Raw genomic sequence first — 13,730 nt, forward strand, 5'->3', positions numbered from 1 at the left:
AAATAAAGAGCTGACAGAACTATGTTCGAACAACGCGTAAATTCTGACGTACTGACCGTATCTACCGTTAACTCCCAGGACCAGGTAACTCAAAAGCCCCTGCGTGACTCGGTTAAACAGGCACTGAAGAACTATTTTGCTCAACTGAACGGTCAGGATGTTAATGACCTGTATGAGCTGGTACTGGCTGAAGTTGAACAGCCACTGTTGGACATGGTGATGCAATACACCCGCGGTAACCAGACCCGCGCTGCGCTGATGATGGGTATCAACCGTGGTACTCTGCGTAAGAAATTGAAAAAATACGGCATGAACTGATACTAATCAGTTAAATGCTTGTTTAAAAAGGCGCTCTTCGGCATGGGGAAGCGCCTTTTTTATTGCCCATACTGGTAACCGTCAACGCTTTGTAAACCTTCACTTCTCCCGCTTTTAAAGCGCGACTTTTCGTGTATATTTCCAGCACCTTACTGGTTCTTTCCTGCGGAATGGCACAATGATTCGTAAATACTGGTGGCTGGTTGTTTTTGCTGTCTCTGTTTTCATTTTCGATGCGCTGCTGATGCAGTGGATTGAACTGATGAGCACCGAAACCGATAAGTGCCGCAATATGAATTCCGTGAATCCTCTAAAACTGGTCAATTGCTCTGAGCTCGACTAGCCTGCGAACATCGCCAAAAACACGATAATCACACAGTAAAAACGGGGATTTAAATCCCTTTGAGTCATTACCTTACGGTGATAATGTCTCGCCCTTCACAACCGCTCTTGCGTAACCTCACACTCGAGTAGAACCGTCCATGCTGGTCAGCCAATACAATCATATCCTGGTAGTCCTCTCCTTTGTTGTTGCCATCCTTGCTGCGTATACCGCTCTGAACATGGCTGCACGCGTTGCCGGGAGCCAGGGCGTCGCTGCCCGCGTCTGGCTGGCTGGTGGCGGTATTGCAATGGGTATTGGCGTGTGGGCCATGCATTTTATCGGCATGCTGGCGATGGACCTCTCCATGAGCATGAGCTACAACGCCACTCTGACGGTGTTATCCATGATTATCGCCGTGGGTTCGTCGCTATTTGCGCTATGGCTCGTGAGCTGCGAGCAATTACGTTTGCGCCGACTGTTGCCCGGCGCGCTGGTGATGGGAAGCGGTATTGTTGCCATGCATTACACCGGCATGGCGGCGCTGGAAGTGATGCCCGGGATTATCTGGGACAGGGTCTGGGTGGCCATTTCGGTCGCGATTGCGCTTGCCGCTTCACTCGCGGCATTATGGCTGACCTTCCGCCTGCGTCACGAAGCCGCGCAGGTCGTGCTGATGCGCATGGGGGCCGCCATCACGATGGGAATTGCGATTGCCGGGATGCACTATGCAGGCATGAAAGCGGCGCAGTTTCCGATGTCCACAATGGTTCACCATGAAGGTATCAACGGGAGCTGGCTGGCGGTGCTGGTCAGCGTCGTCGCACTCTCTATTCTTGGGATCACCCTGCTGGTGTCGATGCTGGATGCCCGCCTCCAGGCACGTACCGCCCTTCTGGCCTCGTCGCTTGCAGAAGCGAACCGGGAACTCGCGCAACTGGCGCTGCACGATACCCTGACGCGTTTGCCCAACCGTATCCTGCTGGAAGACAGACTCGATCAGGCTATCAGTAAAGCAGATCGCGAGGGTACGCACTTTGCGCTGATGTTCATGGATCTCGACGGGTTTAAAACCATCAATGACGCCTACGGGCATGATGTCGGCGATAAACTCCTGGTCGCCGTGACGGAGCGTTTATTGCTGCCACTGAAGGGCCAGTTCACTCTCGCCCGTATCGGTGGCGATGAATTTGTTCTGCTGGCGGAGAGTGAAGGCCCGGATGATGCGGCCTCGCTGGCCAATTCGCTGGTTCGCGCTATTGATAACCCGTTTAACCTTGAACCTTATGAACTGGTTGTGACCCTCAGCATTGGGATCGCGCTTTACCCGCATGACGGAAAAACCGATCGCGAGCTGATGTTCAATGCCGATGCGGCGATGTACCACACAAAACATATGGGCCGGAACGGGTACCATTTTTTCCAGCCCTCCATGAATACGCTGGCGCAGACCCATCTGCAGTTGATGAACGATCTGTGGCTGGCCATCGATCGCGATGAACTTCGTTTGCTCTATCAGCCTAAATTCCATGCACCTGCAGGCCCCCTCCTCGGTTTTGAAGCACTACTACGCTGGCAACATCCGAAGCAGGGATTATTGACGCCCGAACTCTTCCTGCCGCTGGCAGAAAAAACGGGTCTGATTATTCCCATCGGTAACTGGGTTATCAATGAAGCCTGCCGCCAGTTGCGTGAGTGGCACCTACAGGGGCACCGTAACTGGTCGATGGCGGTGAACCTGTCGACGCTGCAGTTTGAACAACCTTCACTGGTAAAAACGGTGCTCGACTGCCTGACCCGTCACGACGTCCCTCCGGAAATGCTGATCCTTGAAGTGACCGAAACCACAGCGATGAGCAACCCTGACGAAAGCGTGCGGGTACTGACAGAACTGACCAATGCCGGGGTGAAAGCCTCCATTGATGACTTCGGAACCGGGTATTCAAGCCTGCTATACCTTAAGCGCCTACCCGCCAGTGAACTGAAAATTGATCGTGCTTTTGTGCAGGAATTGAGTGGGGAAAGTGAAGATGCCACCATTGTCTCAGCCATCGTGGCGCTGGCAAAAACGCTCAATCTAAAAGTGGTGGCGGAGGGTGTGGAAACCGAAGCACAGCAAACGTTTTTGACAGAGCTGGGCTGTCACACACTCCAGGGTTATCTGTTAGGTAAGCCGGTCAGTGCTCAAACCATTGAGGCACTTTGTGAACATGGGGAGATGTTGCCCGGCGCGGAAGTATAAACGTCATCCTGCGGCGACACGCGTATCACAGGAAGTGTCCCCAGGATGTTGTCGACCAGAGCGGGTGCCTGCTGATAAAGATTAAAACTGTCGCTATTCATTAACCAGTTTTTAATTATCCCGCTAAAAAAACCATGGAGAACGATCAGCGTCAAATCAACATTAACCTGCGGTGAAATCACTTTCCGTGAAATGCAATTCTCCAGCGTCGCGCGCAGATAATCAATGTTAAAACCAATACGATTACGAATTTCACATTCTGAAATCATATCATTTTTAAATTCACATTTATGATACAGAATTTGTAAAAGCGCACACTGCCGTGGTTCACGCGCGATATATTGCAACGCTGTGATAAATTGCTCACGGAGCATTAACAAAGGATCATCATTTTCGGTGAGCGACAGCCTGTCACGAATAATTTCACGCAGGGGGATCTGCTGCTCCCAAATGGCATTAAATATTTCGGCTTTACTGGAAAAATGCCAGTATACTGCGCCGCGCGTAACCTTTGCGGCATCAGCGATGTCCGTAAGCGTCGTGTTGGCTACGCCACGGGTAGCAAACTCACTGATTGCCGCCTCGATCAGCAATTGCCGGGTTTTCTGGGCATCTTCTTTCTTTTTACGCGCCATAGACAGTTACTCGTTATTCACACGTTGAAGACTTAATTTTGGAGTCAGGTAACAAAGTATTCCCTAAAATCGGTTTTAATTTTGCACAAAAAAAGTTAATCCTCTTAATTTATAATTAAGGTGAATGAATGGAGGTAATTAAATTGATCCCAGATATGAATGAGACCATTAAATCCCATTTACTTGATTATTCATGAGTAAGTATATCGTCTAATGGACCCGGTCTGATTCTGATTTTTGTCTTCCCCCCTCTTCATTCGCACTTATAAATTAAAAAACATTAAATACCCTCATTATTATATGCAGCTACATTTTTGTATTTGTACCCTGCCCCTGTCACCGATTTACGGCAAATATCGGTTAATGGGTATTTAAAGGAACAGTAATGACGAATCATTTCAGACTCTTACCCTTAGCCGGTTTTATTGTCTGCGCCGCACTGCTCACCGGATGCGATGGGCAGGAAAACCAGCAACAACATCCGCAAGCCCCTCAGGTGAGTGTACACATTGTCAAAAGCGCTCCACTGGCAGTCACAACGGAACTTCCTGGTAGGACAGATGCGTATCGCGTTGCGGAGGTTCGTCCTCAGGTTAGCGGCATCATTCTGCGCCGTAACTTCACAGAAGGCAGTGATGTGAAGGCAGGCGACTCCCTTTATCAAATCGATCCTGCAACGTATCAGGCGGCCTATGACAGTGCGAAAGGCGAACTGGCGAAAGCGCAGGCGGCAGCGAATATCGCGCATCTGACGGTGAAACGCTATGTCCCGCTGGTCGGCACCCAGTACGTCAGCAAGCAGGAATACGATCAGGCAGTGGCGACGGCGCAACAGGCCGATGCCAGCGTCGTTGCCGCAAAAGCCGGTGTTGAAAGCGCGCGCATCAATCTTGCCTATACCAAAGTGACATCACCCATCAACGGACGTATCGGCAAATCCAGCGTCACCGAAGGGGCTCTCGTCACTAACGGGCAGGCTACCGCCCTGGCAACGGTACAGCAGCTTGATCCCATCTACGTCGATGTGACTCAATCCAGCAAGGATTTTATGCGCCTGAAACAGACCAGCCTGGAAAAAGGGGACGCCACCAGCACCGTTGAGCTGTTGATGGAAAACGGTCAGCCATACCCGCAGAAGGGTACGCTGCAGTTCTCGGATGTGACGGTCGACGAAAGCACCGGCTCGATTACTCTGCGCGCGATTTTCCCAAATCCTCAGCATCAACTCTTACCCGGTATGTTTGTCCGCGCGCGCATTGATGAAGGCACACAGCCGGATGCCATTTTGGTTCCGCAGCAGGGCGTGACCCGTACACCGCGCGGTGACGCAACGGTGATGGTGGTTAACGATAAAAACCAGGTTGAATCGCGTACCGTCGTTGCACCTCAGGCGATTGGCGACCGCTGGCTGGTGACCGAAGGGCTGAAAAATGGCGACCGTGTGATTGTCAGCGGCCTGCAAAAAGTCCGTCCTGGCGTCACCGTCGTGGCGACACCTGACACCGCTGCCACGCCAGCCAGTTAAGGACAACGACATGGCTAATTTCTTTATTCAAAGGCCGGTTTTCGCCTGGGTACTCGCTATTATTTTGATGATTGCGGGCGGGCTGGCTATTCTGAAACTGCCCGTTGCGCAGTATCCAACCATCGCCCCTCCTGCTGTTGCCATCACAGCAACCTACCCTGGCGCTGACGCCCAGACGGTGCAGGATACCGTGACGCAGGTTATCGAGCAGAACATGAACGGCATCGATAATCTGATGTATATGTCGTCCACCAGCGATTCTGCGGGTAACGTCACCATCACTCTGACCTTCGAGTCGGGTACAGACCCGGACATCGCGCAGGTTCAGGTTCAAAACAAACTTCAGCTCGCCATGCCGCTGCTGCCACAAGAAGTACAGCAGCAAGGGATTGGCGTTGAAAAATCCAGCAGTAGCTTCCTGCTGGTTGCGGGCTTTGTGTCGGACAATAAAAACCTGACTCAGGATGATATCTCTGACTACGTCGCGTCGAATGTGAAAGATGCGATTAGTCGCACAACGGGTGTTGGTGATGTGCAGCTGTTCGGTGCGCAGTATGCGATGCGTATCTGGCTTGACAGCAATGCGATGAATAAATACCAACTGACGCCTCTGGATATTATCAATCAGCTGAAAACGCAGAATGACCAGATTGCTGCCGGTCAGCTAGGTGGAACGCCATCTGTTCCGGGCCAGCAATTGAACGCCTCTATCATCGCGCAAACCCGCCTAAAATCGCCGGAAGAGTTTGGCCGCGTGACGCTGAAGGTAAACCAGGACGGCTCCATGGTGCACCTGAAGGATGTGGCTCGCATTGAGCTGGGCGGCGAAAACTACAACATGGTCACCAGGATTAACGGGCAGGCGGCGACGGGTCTCGGGATCAAGCTGGCAACCGGGGCAAACGCGCTGGATACGGCGGCAGCAATTAAGAGCAAGCTGGCACAGCTGCAGCAATTCTTTCCGCAGGGATTGAAGGTTGTCTATCCCTATGACACCACGCCGTTCGTGAAAATCTCCATTCACGAAGTGGTGAAAACCCTGTTCGAAGCGATTGTTCTCGTCTTCCTCGTCATGTATTTGTTCCTGCAAAACCTGCGGGCAACGCTCATTCCTACAATTGCGGTTCCGGTCGTTCTGTTGGGAACCTTCGCGGTTCTGGCGGCATTCGGTTTCTCCATCAATACCCTGACGATGTTCGGGATGGTGCTGGCGATAGGCCTGTTGGTCGATGATGCGATTGTGGTTGTTGAGAACGTCGAACGCGTCATGGTTGAGGACAAGCTGCCGCCAAAAGAGGCAACGCAGAAGTCGATGGAGCAGATCCAGGGCGCGCTGGTCGGTATCGCCATGGTGCTTTCGGCAGTATTCATCCCGATGGCCTTTTTTGGCGGCTCGACGGGGGCCATCTATCGCCAGTTCTCGCTCACCATTGTCTCCGCGATGGCGCTGTCCGTGCTGGTTGCACTGATCCTCACCCCTGCCCTTTGCGCCACATTGCTCAAGCCCGCGTCCAGTGAACATCACGAGAAGAAAGGTGGCTTCTTTGGCTGGTTCAATACCCTCTTTGATAAGAGCGTGGAACACTACAGCAACAGCGTGAGCGGTATTCTTCGCAAGACCGGACGCTACCTGGTGGTGTACGTGCTCATCGTCGGCGGCATGGCGGTACTGTTCCTGCGCTTGCCGACCTCCTTCCTGCCTGAAGAGGATCAGGGGGTGTTTATGACGATGGTTCAGCTTCCTGCCGGAGCAACCCAGACACGTACGCAGCAAGTTCTCGATCAGGTTCAGAACTACTACCTGACCAAAGAGAAAGCGAATGTTGAGTCCGTCTTTACCGTGAATGGTTTTAGTTTTAGCGGCCAGGGGCAAAACTCCGGCATCGCCTTCGTCAGCCTGAAACCCTGGGAAGAACGCCCGGGCGAGAAAAATGGCGTCGGGGCTATTGTCGGTCGCGCGACCAAAGCCTTCAGTCAGATTAAAGATGGCCTCGTGTTCCCGTTTAACCTGCCAGCAATTATTGAGCTGGGTACCGCTACGGGCTTCGACTTTGAGTTGATTGACCAGGCTAACCTGGGGCATACACAGTTGACTCAGGCGCGTAACCAACTGCTCGGGATGGTGAAAGAGCACCCTGACCTTCTGGTTCGCGTGCGTCCTAACGGTCTTGAAGATACCCCTCAGTTCAAGCTTGATGTCGACCAGGAGAAAGCACAGGCGCTGGGGGTCAGTATTTCTGACGTCAACCAGACGATCTCGACGGCTTTAGGTGGCACCTACGTGAACGACTTTATCGATCATGGCCGCGTGAAAAAAGTGTACGTCCAGGCCGATGCCCGCTTCCGCATGCTGCCGGGAGACATCAACAACCTTTACGTGCGCAGCGTAAATGGCGAAATGGTACCGTTCTCGGCCTTTAGCAACGCCCACTGGGTGTATGGTTCTCCTCGCCTTGAACGTTACAACGGCATGCCATCAATGGAGATCCTCGGTGAATCCGCACCGGGCAAAAGTACCGGTGAAGCGATGGTCATGATGGAAAGCCTCGCCTCAAAACTGCCTTCTGGCATCGGCTACGACTGGACAGGTATGTCATATCAGGAACGACTTTCAGGCAACCAGGCACCAGCGTTGTATGCTATCTCACTGATAGTGGTGTTCTTATGCCTGGCTGCGCTGTATGAGAGTTGGTCTATTCCATTCTCCGTCATGCTGGTTGTGCCATTGGGGGTGATTGGCGCGCTTCTCGCAGCATCATTGCGAGGACTGAACAATGACGTCTATTTCCAGGTCGGCCTTCTGACAACAATTGGGTTATCGGCCAAAAATGCCATCCTGATTGTAGAGTTTGCCAAAGACCTGATGGAGAAGGAGGGCAAAGGGATAATTGAAGCGACGCTGGAAGCCTCCCGGATGCGCCTTCGTCCTATCCTGATGACTTCGTTGGCCTTTATTCTGGGTGTCATGCCGTTGGTAATGAGCAGCGGTGCCGGGAGCGGCGCGCAAAACGCTGTCGGGACAGGTGTGATGGGAGGCATGCTATCTGCAACGCTTTTGGCTATCTTCTTCGTACCCGTATTCTTTGTAGTTGTCCGTCGGCGATTCACAAACCATAAAGAATAACCCATCACTAAAGGCACCTCGGGTGCCTTTTTATTTAAGGTAAACAACAGTTTTAAATTTTTACAGCTTCATATTTTCTCCATTAATTCTTTTTGTCGCTCAACTTTCTCCATGATTTTTACAATTCACATAATTTGAGATTATTCCCCCTGCAACGCGAACTTCTACCGATGGTAAAATAGCCACTAATTCGTTAATTGCCGTTTTGGCTTTATGGCGAATGTGAGAAAACACTGAGGTAACATCATGAAAAGATTCATTTCCGTTGCACTTCTCGCTGCGCTGCTTGCTGGTTGCGCGCACGATTCTCCATGTGTACCGGTATACGACGATCAAGGCCGACTGGTTCATACCAACACCTGCATGAAAGGCACTACCCAGGATAACTGGGAAACAGCCGGTGCTATCGCTGGCGGTGCTGCCGCAATAGCGGGTCTGACGCTGGGGATCGTGGCTCTGACCAAATAACCACTGGGGCATGACTCATTCCTGAAAGCGCGGCTCTGTCCGCGCTTTTGCTTTTAAATAGTGCACTAATTTCTTATAAGTAAAAAAAAGAGCCCTCTTTTATTCACGCCTGGTATTTTTTATAAGATTTACGTCACATCTTTATTGGTTATTCTGACGAATTACCAGTTCCATCGTGATGATATTCACATATTAAATCCATTTAATACCCTGCCAATATTCACGGCTGAAACTATCTCTGGCTTTAACCTTATCCTTCAACCAACTTTTGCTCTAATTTGTGGCGCAGGTTGGAATTTCGCACCGTTTCGGGGCATTCGATTTATTTAAGCCTGTCTACACTCAGCATTATGCGTTCACTTGTGTTTATTTAATCGAGCGCAAAACCTGGCATTACGTTTGCTTTATAAACGTTGGCCAAAGCCACAGACAGGTAAAAGCGTTTTAAAACGCCTCTATAACGATAAATTTCGCCACACAGGATCCATTATGAAAAAGACGATGATAGCCAGCCTGGCCGCCGCGAGCGTGTTGTTTGCTGTAGCCGGACAGGCGCAGGCGGGCACGACGCTGGATGCCGTTAAAAAGAAAGGTTTTGTACAATGTGGTATCAGTGACGGTTTGCCAGGCTTTTCCTATGCCGACGCGAACGGCAAGTTTACCGGTATTGACGTTGATGTCTGCCGTGGCGTTGCCGCAGCGGTTTTCGGTGATGACAGCAAAGTAAAATATACCCCACTGACGGCGAAAGAACGTTTCACTGCGCTACAGTCTGGCGAAGTTGATATGCTCTCCCGCAATACGACCTGGACCTCCTCGCGCGACGCGGGAATGGGAATGTCATTTACCGGCGTCACCTATTACGACGGCATCGGCTTCCTTACTCACAATAAAGCCGGTCTGAAAAGCGCTAAAGAGCTGGATGGTGCGACCGTGTGCATCCAGGCGGGTACTGACACAGAGCTTAACGTCGCGGACTACTTCAAATCCAATAAAATGAAGTACACCCCAGTCACCTTTGATCGCTCCGATGAGTCGGCTAAGGCGCTGGAGTCAGGCCGTTGCGATACCCTGGCGTCTGACCAGTCACAGCTCTATGCATTACGCATCAAATTGAGCAACCCTGCCGAGTGGATTGTCCTGCCTGAAGTGATCTCCAAGGAGCCTCTTGGCCCCGTCGTTCGCCGCGGCGATGAGGACTGGTTCTCCATCGTTCGCTGGACATTGTTTGCCATGCTGAATGCCGAAGAGATGGGCATCAGCTCGAAAAACGTCGATGAGAAAACCGCTAATCCGTCCACGCCGGATATGGCACATCTTCTGGGCAAAGAGGGTGATTTCGGCAAGGACCTGAAGCTGGATAACAAGTGGGCTTATAACATCATTAAACAGGTCGGTAACTATGCCGAGATCTTTGAGCGCAACGTGGGTTCGGAAAGCCCGCTGAAGATCAAACGCGGCCAGAACAATCTCTGGAATAACGGCGGTATTCAGTACGCACCGCCTGTACGTTAAGTCTTTGCTGTAACGGGCACTGCAAGCGCAGTGCCCAGTCCAGAGTCATGGTTACCGAGGTTTTTTATGTCCCATCGCCGCTTAGCCGTAAAAGGATCGCTGTCCTTTTCTCATCCCGCGGTCCGCGCCTGGCTGTTCCAGATTATTGCTGTTGTCGTGGTTGTGGTTATCGCCATTTATTTAATCCACAACACCGTTACCAACCTGAATAACCGAGGCATCACCTCTGGTTTTGCCTTCCTGGATCGCAGCGCGGGTTTTGGCATTGTTCAGCATCTTGTTGATTATCAGGAAGGCGATACGTATGGACGCGTATTCATCGTAGGTCTGCTGAATACGCTGCTGGTGTCAGCGCTCTGTATTGTGTTCGCTTCCGTACTCGGCTTTTTCCTTGGTCTGGCCCGACTGTCTGAAAACTGGCTGCTGCGGAAACTGTCGACCATTTATATCGAAACCTTTCGTAATATCCCGCCACTGCTGCAGATTTTCTTCTGGTATTTCGCTGTCCTGCGTAACCTTCCCGGTCCACGCCAGGCCGTGGATGCTTTCGATCTTCTTTTTCTGAGCAACCGCGGGTTATACATACCCTCTCCGCAGGTCGCTGAAGGGCTTTATGCCTTCATCATCGCAATAATTATCGCACTCGCGATTTCTGTCGGCGTGTTCCGCTATAACCGTAAGCATCAGATCAAAACCGGGCAGTTGCGTAAAACATGGCCGGTTGGCGCGGCACTGATTGTTGGCCTGCCGTCAGTCGCCCACTGGCTATTTGGCGCAGCCTTGCACTGGGATATTCCGCATCTGCGTGGATTTAACTTCCAGGGTGGGATGGTGTTAATTCCTGAACTGGCCGCACTGACGCTGGCGCTCTCGATTTATACCTCCGCATTTATTGCGGAAATCATCCGCTCCGGGATCCAGGCGGTCCCTTACGGACAGCACGAGGCGGCGCGCTCACTGGGCTTGCCAAATACCGTGACGCTTCGCCAGGTCATTATTCCGCAGGCTTTGCGGGTCATCATTCCGCCACTGACCAGCCAGTACCTTAATATTGTCAAAAACTCATCACTGGCCGCAGCCATCGGCTACCCCGATATGGTGTCACTGTTCGCTGGGACCGTGCTTAACCAGACCGGGCAAGCGATTGAAACTATTGCCATTACCATGTCTGTTTATCTGATCATCAGTCTGATGATTTCATTGTTGATGAACCTTTATAACCGCCGTATAGCACTGGTTGAGCGCTAAGGATCCATGATGACAAAAGCGATATTGTCGCACTCCTCGCGTCCTGCCAGCACAACAGGTGGGCGCTTCATTATCTGGGCACGTAAGAACCTGTTCTCCAGCTGGAGTAACAGCCTGCTGACGATTGTGTGCCTGTGGTTAATCTGGGAACTGATCCCGCCGCTGCTTAACTGGGCTTTCCTGCAGGCGAACTGGGTGGGCTCCACGCGCGCGGACTGTACGAAAGCGGGTGCATGCTGGGTCTTTATCCACGAACGCTTTGGTCAGTTCATGTATGGATTGTACCCACATGAACAGCGCTGGCGGATTAATCTGGCGCTGGTTATCGGTCTGCTCTCCATCGCCGTAATGTTCTGGAAAAAGCTTCCTCACCGTGGCCGATACATTGCGAGCTGGGCTGTTGTTTATCCGATTATTGTTTGGGTGTTGTTGTATGGCGGTTTTCTGGGGCTCGAGCGTGTTGAAACCCGTCAGTGGGGCGGACTGACGCTGACGCTCATTATTGCTTCTGTGGGGATCGCTGGCGCTCTGCCGTGGGGGATTTTACTGGCTCTGGGACGACGTTCAAAAATGCCGGTTGTACGCGTCCTCTCCGTTATCTTCATTGAGTTCTGGCGCGGCGTACCGCTTATCACCGTTCTGTTTATGTCGTCGGTCATGCTGCCGCTGTTTATGGCAGAAGGTACAACGATCGACAAACTGATACGCGCCCTGGTCGGGGTCATTCTCTTCCAGTCCGCCTATGTCGCAGAAGTTGTGCGGGGTGGTTTGCAGGCGTTACCTAAAGGCCAGTACGAAGCGGCGGAATCACTGGCGCTCGGCTACTGGAAAACGCAGGGGCTGGTCATTCTTCCCCAGGCACTCAAACTGGTCATTCCGGGTCTGGTCAACACGATCATTGCCCTCTTCAAAGATACCAGTCTGGTGATCATCATCGGATTGTTCGATCTCTTTAGCAGCGTGCAGCAGGCTACCGTTGACCCTGTCTGGCTGGGTATGTCCACCGAGGGATATGTCTTTGCTGCCCTGATCTACTGGATCTTCTGTTTTAGCATGTCGCGCTATAGCCAGCATCTGGAAAAGCGCTTTAACACCGGGCGTACACCGCACTGAGGAAATTATGAGCCAGATTACTATGACACCTGCCGACGCGATGATTACGCTGGAAAACGTCAATAAATGGTACGGACAATTTCATGTCCTGAAGGATATCAATCTCAAGGTGAAGCAGGGCGAACGTATCGTACTTTGTGGTCCTTCCGGTTCAGGGAAATCCACAACTATTCGCTGTATTAACCATCTTGAAGAGCATCAGCAGGGGCGTATTGTGGTTGATGGTATCGAGTTGAATGAAGATATTCGCAATATCGACCGTGTACGACAGGAAGTGGGGATGGTGTTCCAGCACTTCAATCTGTTCCCGCATCTGACCGTTCTGCAAAACTGCACGCTGGCCCCCATTTGGGTTCAAAAGATGCCGAAAAAAGAGGCCGAAGCGTTGGCAATGCATTATCTGGAGCGTGTGCGCATTGCTGAACATGCCAATAAATTCCCTGGGCAGATATCCGGCGGTCAGCAGCAGCGTGTGGCCATCGCCCGTTCCCTGTGCATGAAACCTAAGATAATGTTGTTTGATGAGCCGACATCAGCGCTGGATCCAGAAATGGTGAAAGAGGTGCTGGATACCATGATTGGGCTGGCGCAATCCGGGATGACGATGCTGTGCGTGACGCATGAGATGGGGTTTGCCAGAACTGTCGCTGACAGGGTGATCTTTATGGATCGTGGAGAGATTGTCGAACAGGCACCGCCGGATGAGTTCTTTGCGCATCCGAAGTCAGAACGCACGCGGGCATTTTTATCGCAGGTGATTCATTAATCGTTTGTTATGCCGGGTGGCGGCTTCGCCTTACCCGGCCTACAGTTTGTGCAGCGTAGAAACGCAAAAAGGCCATCCTTTCGGATGGCCTTCTCACTTATTTGATGTCTGGCAGTTCCCTACTCTCACATGGGGAGACCCCACACTACCATCGGCGCTACGGCGTTTCACTTCTGAGTTCGGCATGGGGTCAGGTGGGACCACCGCGCTAAAGCCGCCAGACAAATTCTTTTACTTCTTGCCGAACTTTAACCTAAGTATAAAGTGGTGCTGATACCCAGAGTCGAACTGGGGACCTCACCCTTACCAAGGGTGCGCTCTACCAACTGAGCCATATCAGCACGCTAAATTTGATGCCTGGCAGTTCCCTACTCTCACATGGGGAGACCCCACACTACCATCGGCGCTACGGCGTTTCACTTCTGAGTTCGGCATGGGGTCAGGTGGGACCACC

General features: G+C 51.9%; 11 protein-coding genes, 1 tRNA gene and 2 rRNA genes. 10 read left to right on the forward strand and 4 right to left on the reverse strand.

Features of this window, described 5'->3' with window-relative positions:
* The first annotated feature begins 21 nt into the window (after positions 1-21).
* The 3 genes from fis to ACTJJA_RS12590 all read left to right on the forward strand — a co-directional run bounded on the left by fis (position 22) and on the right by ACTJJA_RS12590 (position 2,882).
* Positions 22-318 (forward strand): DNA-binding transcriptional regulator Fis, encoded by a 297-nt coding sequence (fis, locus tag ACTJJA_RS12580; RefSeq protein WP_000462905.1) that lies wholly within the window; start codon positions 22-24, stop codon positions 316-318.
* A 178-nt stretch (positions 319-496) separates the two neighbouring features.
* On the forward strand, positions 497-661 hold the full coding sequence (locus tag ACTJJA_RS12585) for a DUF2556 family protein (RefSeq protein WP_003860373.1): 165 nt from the start codon (positions 497-499) through the stop codon (positions 659-661).
* 139 nt (positions 662-800) lie between these two features.
* The gene (locus ACTJJA_RS12590) at positions 801-2,882 is read left to right on the forward strand and encodes a putative bifunctional diguanylate cyclase/phosphodiesterase (RefSeq protein ID WP_440668245.1); all 2,082 of its coding nucleotides are present in this window, start codon (positions 801-803) and stop codon (positions 2,880-2,882) included.
* Here the strand turns inward: ACTJJA_RS12590 and envR are convergent.
* Positions 2,825-3,517: an acrEF/envCD operon transcriptional regulator gene (gene envR / locus ACTJJA_RS12595; RefSeq protein WP_440668247.1), complete on the reverse strand. Its 693-nt coding sequence runs from the start codon at positions 3,515-3,517 to the stop codon at positions 2,825-2,827. The genes ACTJJA_RS12590 and envR overlap by 58 nt on opposite strands.
* A 385-nt stretch (positions 3,518-3,902) precedes the next feature.
* Here envR and ACTJJA_RS12600 point away from each other — a divergent pair, with 385 nt between their 5' ends.
* The 7 genes from ACTJJA_RS12600 (at position 3,903) to ACTJJA_RS12630 (ending at position 13,276) form a co-directional block, all read left to right on the forward strand.
* On the forward strand, positions 3,903-5,042 hold the full coding sequence (locus ACTJJA_RS12600; RefSeq protein ID WP_440668249.1) for an efflux RND transporter periplasmic adaptor subunit: 1,140 nt from the start codon (positions 3,903-3,905) through the stop codon (positions 5,040-5,042).
* A 10-nt stretch (positions 5,043-5,052) separates the two neighbouring features.
* Positions 5,053-8,166: an efflux RND transporter permease subunit gene (locus tag ACTJJA_RS12605; RefSeq protein WP_440668251.1), complete on the forward strand. Its 3,114-nt coding sequence runs from the start codon at positions 5,053-5,055 to the stop codon at positions 8,164-8,166.
* Between the two features lie 246 nt (positions 8,167-8,412).
* Positions 8,413-8,634: a lipoprotein gene (locus ACTJJA_RS12610; RefSeq protein ID WP_006178893.1), complete on the forward strand. Its 222-nt coding sequence runs from the start codon at positions 8,413-8,415 to the stop codon at positions 8,632-8,634.
* Positions 8,635-9,123: 489 nt separating this feature from the next.
* A complete protein-coding gene (locus tag ACTJJA_RS12615; RefSeq protein WP_010436204.1) occupies positions 9,124-10,149 on the forward strand; it encodes an amino acid ABC transporter substrate-binding protein in 1,026 nt (341 codons plus the stop codon).
* A 66-nt stretch (positions 10,150-10,215) separates the two neighbouring features.
* Entirely contained in the window at positions 10,216-11,397 is a 1,182-nt protein-coding gene (locus tag ACTJJA_RS12620; protein ID WP_182401659.1) for an amino acid ABC transporter permease, read from the forward strand.
* A 9-nt stretch (positions 11,398-11,406) separates the two neighbouring features.
* A complete protein-coding gene (locus ACTJJA_RS12625) occupies positions 11,407-12,510 on the forward strand; it encodes an amino acid ABC transporter permease (protein ID WP_010436209.1) in 1,104 nt (367 codons plus the stop codon).
* A gap of 7 nt (positions 12,511-12,517) precedes the next feature.
* Positions 12,518-13,276: an amino acid ABC transporter ATP-binding protein gene (locus ACTJJA_RS12630; protein WP_010436211.1), complete on the forward strand. Its 759-nt coding sequence runs from the start codon at positions 12,518-12,520 to the stop codon at positions 13,274-13,276.
* A gap of 106 nt (positions 13,277-13,382) precedes the next feature.
* On the opposite strand, the gene rrf (ACTJJA_RS12635) is transcribed toward ACTJJA_RS12630, so the two are convergent.
* The 3 genes from rrf (ACTJJA_RS12635) to rrf (ACTJJA_RS12645) all read right to left on the reverse strand — a co-directional run.
* Positions 13,383-13,498, reverse strand: a 5S ribosomal RNA gene (gene rrf, locus ACTJJA_RS12635).
* Positions 13,499-13,541: 43 nt separating this feature from the next.
* A tRNA-Thr gene (locus tag ACTJJA_RS12640) sits at positions 13,542-13,617 on the reverse strand.
* A gap of 14 nt (positions 13,618-13,631) precedes the next feature.
* A 5S ribosomal RNA gene (gene rrf, locus ACTJJA_RS12645) occupies positions 13,632-13,730 on the reverse strand; the annotation flags it as partial.

The organism is Enterobacter sp. 22452 (assembly GCF_052045065.1).
Taxonomy (GTDB): domain Bacteria; phylum Pseudomonadota; class Gammaproteobacteria; order Enterobacterales; family Enterobacteriaceae; genus Enterobacter; species Enterobacter mori.

Excerpts from the sequence above, each read along its gene's own strand:
- ACTJJA_RS12590 (WP_440668245.1), top strand. The coding sequence starts at position 801 with ATGCTGGTCAGCCAATACAATCATATCCTGGTAGTCCTCTCCTTTGTT.
- ACTJJA_RS12605 (WP_440668251.1), top strand. The coding sequence starts at position 5,053 with ATGGCTAATTTCTTTATTCAAAGGCCGGTTTTCGCCTGGGTACTCGCT.
- ACTJJA_RS12600 (WP_440668249.1), top strand. The coding sequence starts at position 3,903 with ATGACGAATCATTTCAGACTCTTACCCTTAGCCGGTTTTATTGTCTGC.
- ACTJJA_RS12630 (WP_010436211.1), top strand. The coding sequence starts at position 12,518 with ATGAGCCAGATTACTATGACACCTGCCGACGCGATGATTACGCTGGAA.
- ACTJJA_RS12625 (WP_010436209.1), top strand. The coding sequence starts at position 11,407 with ATGACAAAAGCGATATTGTCGCACTCCTCGCGTCCTGCCAGCACAACA.
- ACTJJA_RS12610 (WP_006178893.1), top strand. The coding sequence starts at position 8,413 with ATGAAAAGATTCATTTCCGTTGCACTTCTCGCTGCGCTGCTTGCTGGT.
- envR (WP_440668247.1), bottom strand. The coding sequence starts at position 3,517 with ATGGCGCGTAAAAAGAAAGAAGATGCCCAGAAAACCCGGCAATTGCTG.
- ACTJJA_RS12620 (WP_182401659.1), top strand. The coding sequence starts at position 10,216 with ATGTCCCATCGCCGCTTAGCCGTAAAAGGATCGCTGTCCTTTTCTCAT.
- fis (WP_000462905.1), top strand. The coding sequence starts at position 22 with ATGTTCGAACAACGCGTAAATTCTGACGTACTGACCGTATCTACCGTT.
- ACTJJA_RS12615 (WP_010436204.1), top strand. The coding sequence starts at position 9,124 with ATGAAAAAGACGATGATAGCCAGCCTGGCCGCCGCGAGCGTGTTGTTT.
- ACTJJA_RS12585 (WP_003860373.1), top strand. The coding sequence starts at position 497 with ATGATTCGTAAATACTGGTGGCTGGTTGTTTTTGCTGTCTCTGTTTTC.